This is a genomic window from Terriglobales bacterium, assembly GCA_035561515.1.
Classification (GTDB): Bacteria; Acidobacteriota; Terriglobia; order Terriglobales; family Acidobacteriaceae; genus DATMXP01.
In genome coordinates this window covers 1-4,329 of the sequence record DATMXP010000057.1, presented here as the reverse complement: position 1 = coordinate 4,329, position 4,329 = coordinate 1, and the positions used below count along the sequence as shown (strand labels likewise).

Annotated in this window: 2 protein-coding genes; one reads left to right on the top strand and one right to left on the bottom strand. The window is 57.3% G+C overall.

The window, feature by feature from the left end; genetic code table 11:
* The first annotated feature begins 386 nt into the window (after positions 1 to 386).
* The gene (locus VN577_23860) at positions 387 to 3,821 is read left to right on the top strand and encodes an SEC-C metal-binding domain-containing protein (protein ID HWR17886.1); all 3,435 of its coding nucleotides are present in this window, start codon (positions 387 to 389) and stop codon (positions 3,819 to 3,821) included.
* Positions 3,822 to 3,963: 142 nt separating this feature from the next.
* Here the strand turns inward: VN577_23860 and VN577_23855 are convergent.
* Positions 3,964 to 4,329 (bottom strand): hypothetical protein (locus tag VN577_23855; GenBank protein ID HWR17885.1); only part of this gene is annotated, 366 nt, incomplete at its 5' end.

Sequence of the window (4,329 nt, the reverse complement as noted above, 5' to 3'; positions counted from 1 at the left end):
TGATGACATCGTTGTACCCTCCAAGTTCCGCAAGTATATCCCGAACGACCGGCGGCGGATTGTGCGCCGCAGTTGTGGGTTGTGCGTTTTACATCGATATGGAGCGCATTCCCGGGGCTTGCAGCACTTCTCCCGTTGCTGACTGACCAGACCTGGCCGCTGCGGGGGCGCCTTCGGACGGCTACCGTCGCGCTACTGTTTCGCGGAAGCTGAATATGGCCGGTTGGTTAGCTCGTACCGTGGCCTGTAATGCGTGAATGGGCTCCTTGCAAAAATCGCTGGAATTCGAGCGAGAGCCTGCGCCAGAATTATAAGTTGCGCAGATTGCGCCTTTTGTGGCACGCCGTATTGGGCGGAAATCACGAACTGCAAGGGAGAAGTGAAACATGCAACAAGCGAACGACGCGCCTCCGTTGCAAACCTCGGCTGGAAAGCAGAGGCCCGATCTCAACGGCCTCCGCCCCTCAGAATTCATGCGCGCGCGCCACCCGCATTTGTTCTCAGATACCGAGATCAGCGAACGGGCGCACCTCGACCGTGCCGTGCTTGATCATCATCTGGAGACGCTCACAAGCCGGAAGGAAGAGCTGGTATTCGAAAGGTTCGCTCGCAGGCTTGCCGAGAAGGAAATCTGCCCAAACCTCGTACCGCAAACCGGGCCTACGGGGGGTGGCGACAGCAAAGTTGATACCGAAACGTACCCAGTAGCCGAAGAGATTGCTGCTCGTTGGTACGAGGCGAACGCCCAACCGGCGGCGACCGAGCGCTGGGCGTTCGCGTTCAGCACCAAGAAAGCTTGGAAGCCGAAACTGAAGTCTGATTTGGCGAGCATCGCTGGCACGCAGCGCGGCTACACCCGTGTCTATTTCCTTTCCAGCCGGTACGTACCTGATAAAGAACGTGGGGAACTGCAGGATGCGCTTCGGCAGCAGTACGGTTTCGCGGTCCATATTCTCGATCGAACGTGGATTCTTGAGAAGATTTTTGCAAACCATCGTGAAGAGCTCACGATAGAGACGCTCGACTTGGAGCGGCCGTTGGCTCCGAAGGTCAAGAAAGGCCCGCGCGACACCCGCCGCGAAGCTGAACTCGAGGAGTTGGAGCGCCAAATCGCCGATCTCGATCGCTACAAGGGAATTGAGTACCAGCTTGTGGAGGATTGCCTCGAAGCAACGCTCCTCGCGCGATCTCTGGAGCGTCCGCGGATTGAGATTGAGGGCCGCTTCGAGCGTGCGATACGAATTGCCGAGCGACACGGGACTCGCCAGCAGCAGCTTCGTATCGTATACAACCGCGCGTGGACTCTTTACTGGTGGTACGAGGATTACCCCGCATTCCTGAGCGTCTATGGCGATGTCGAATCATTGGCAACGGGCCGTCCGCAAGTCTCGGATGTAGAACTCCTGAAGAACCTCTGGCAACTGCTTTACACCGCTGCCGCCGAAAAGCATATCAGCACTGAGCAAGCACGTTTCAATGAAAGAACGGCGGTGCTACGAGAGGAACTCCAGCGCTTTCGAGACGACGCGACCCGGCCAAACGCGGCGCTGGAGGCATGGGCACATCAGGTGTTCATGAACATGGTTCTGTCTTTCGGCGATAAGGACCGACTGTCCGCGGCGCTCGCGGAACTCAAAGATATTTTTGAAATCAGCAAGGGGCTTGTTGAATTTCCGGCGCGGGCACTCATCGATCTGCTCATGGAGTTGGGCGAAGCATTTCCGCAGAGCGATTTGTTTGACGAACTCTTTGAGGTCGCCGTGCCGATTGCGCAGGAGCGCGACAGCAGCGCCACGGCAGGGCTCATGCTGCTGCGGCGCGGGGCACAGAAGTTTGACGCGGGCCAGCCCTATGAGGCGATCCGGCTCTTGGGTCGGGCGCAGCAGCGTTTGACGCTTCGGGAGTGCCGAGAGGATTTCGTGGGTGCGCTGGCGTTGTGCGCGCGGGCATACGAGCGAGCGGGACTCTTCTGGGCTGCACGGGCCAGTATGCTTCTCGCGGCGAGTCAGGCGCTAAAGGAATTCTGGACGGAAGGAACGGTGACCCGCCAAGCTTACTCGTGCCTATGCGGGCTGGCATGGATTGAGATGCAGTTGGGCCGTATACCTTTCATTCTATCTTTTATCGAATCATTGGGCCTATACGGCCATGCCGTCAGACTGGACGCGGCAGAGCGCGAGGTAATGGCTGAGGAGTGGGTCCACATCGACTTCGTCCTCGGGGTATTGCTGCTCAAGACCGATTTCTTCGACCTCAAGTACACGACGCGCTTGCCAGCAGTCCTTAAACGCCTGCGACTGGATTTTGCATGGTCAGCGCTACTTTACCTGCTCGGCCACGAGGACCGATTGCGCGCCGGTCAGGTCTTTTCTGATGTCGAAACCGCTGAGGACATCCATGCGGGATTTACGGGGGCGCTGAAGAAAGTAGATGATGGCGATCTCGCCGCAGCACCGCAGTTTCTCAACGGCCGGAAGCTCGAATTGCACTCCTGCGTTTTAGGCTGTGAGGTCGTTGTGGAGTTGCCGAACGAGAACAGACCTCGCTTCCTGACAGAAGCGATCCTCGCTGCACTTGAGTCCTTTCTTGCTACCAGCTTGGATGCGGACCTTCTGCCGTATACTCCGAAGTTCCGCGTCAAGATTATCCCCGTGGATTATCAATCCGCTCCATTCGAGTGGACTATTCTAGCTGACCAGCACGTTATCGAACTACGATATTCCACCGATCCGAATGTAGATTTGGATAAGACGCAGGATCTCATTGTCGAGCTCGTGGTAGCGATCACGCTCCAGCTGGCATTGCCCGCCGATCGGACGTATTTCGAGGGACTGGTTCGGGATGAGCAGGCGATGGGTCGCGCGATGATGCTGACGAGATCCGGGCTCGCCGTTGGCAACGTTCTCGGTGATCGGCTGAGGCTTCGGCTGGACGACTGGGAGGTGGGCGATGCAGAGGAGTTTCCGGTACGGAGAAGAGAGTCATGGCTCGTTAGATCGACGACTGATGAAAGTAAGAAGTCTGATCGACCGCTCATTTTCGGTGCCGGCGATCCGCCCGCAGAGATGCTCAATACCGAAGCCTTAAAGCACCGAGATCGCAAGGTCATTTCCTTGATAAACATTCCGCTGTGGGACAGGGCGAACTGGAGGGGTGCGGGCTTCGTTGTATATGAAGAGCCTCGCATACCACCGATATTGGCACTCGTCTTCAAAGATCGGGATGCCGGAGTGAGTATCTTTTCGGAATGGCGGGACGAGATCGGGGCGAAGGATGAGACCGGCAGGCTACGAGTTTCGATTATCACCGGCATTGACCGACGGCACCCCAGCCATTACAGGGTCATCGTAGGAACAAACGATGGATGGAAAACAGCCAGGGCTGGTTTCCATGTGGTGATGGTTTCTCGGGTGCTAACGGTGACACCCACGTCATCAGAAAATCTCGACAGATTCCTTCGTGCGTTCACGGAAAGAGGGAAATATCTATTGGCTGCCGGTCACGCACGAGGAAAGGAGCCAGAGCCCGACGTTGCCTTTGGGTTGGCAGTCCTTTGTTCTCAGTTGAACGTCCGCCCGGCCTGGGAGATCCCGGAGCATGACCCCGATGTGATTGGTATACACCTGGGCGATGATGTCGTTATACCGGAAGGCGTGAAGGACCCGCCCATCTTCCGTACGCTGGAAATGATAAGGAAACGTCGGAAGCGGGATGTAATGCCGAAAAAGCAGACCGCTGCGGGAACGGCTCCTAAGATCGGGCGAAATGACCCATGCCATTGCGGCTCGGGAAAGAAGTGGAAAAAGTGCCACGGGAAATAGGGTTTCCCGCTCAAAGGTGCCGAGGGCTTCAGGTCGACTGTGAACGATCTTGTAACAGCGAAAGCATCCAGCCTCCACATGGCACAATCAGCGAGGATCGGGAACGATAAACGCCCTTGCAGCCGCTGATCTACTGTCCCCCTTAGTGTCCCCCCGTGGCCCGAACCCCGTGCAGCGACTCCGCCTTGCTCAAGCGCGGCCAGTTGAACCCGTACAGCGCCACCACCACGAAGCACAACATCGGCACGATGAACGCGCGCGACATGTCGTACTGGTCCGCTACATATCCCATCAGCTTGGGCAATACCGCGCCGCCCATGATAGCCATCACGATGAACGACGAAGCCTTCTTCGCCCGCGCTCCCAAGCCGAATATCCCCAGCGCGAAAATCGTCGGGAACATGATTGACATGCAGAAGTAACTCAGGAATACGCACGCCACCGAAATCCAGCCCAGCTTCAGAAACACTACGAACGTCGCCACCACGTTCAGCCCCGCGTACATCCC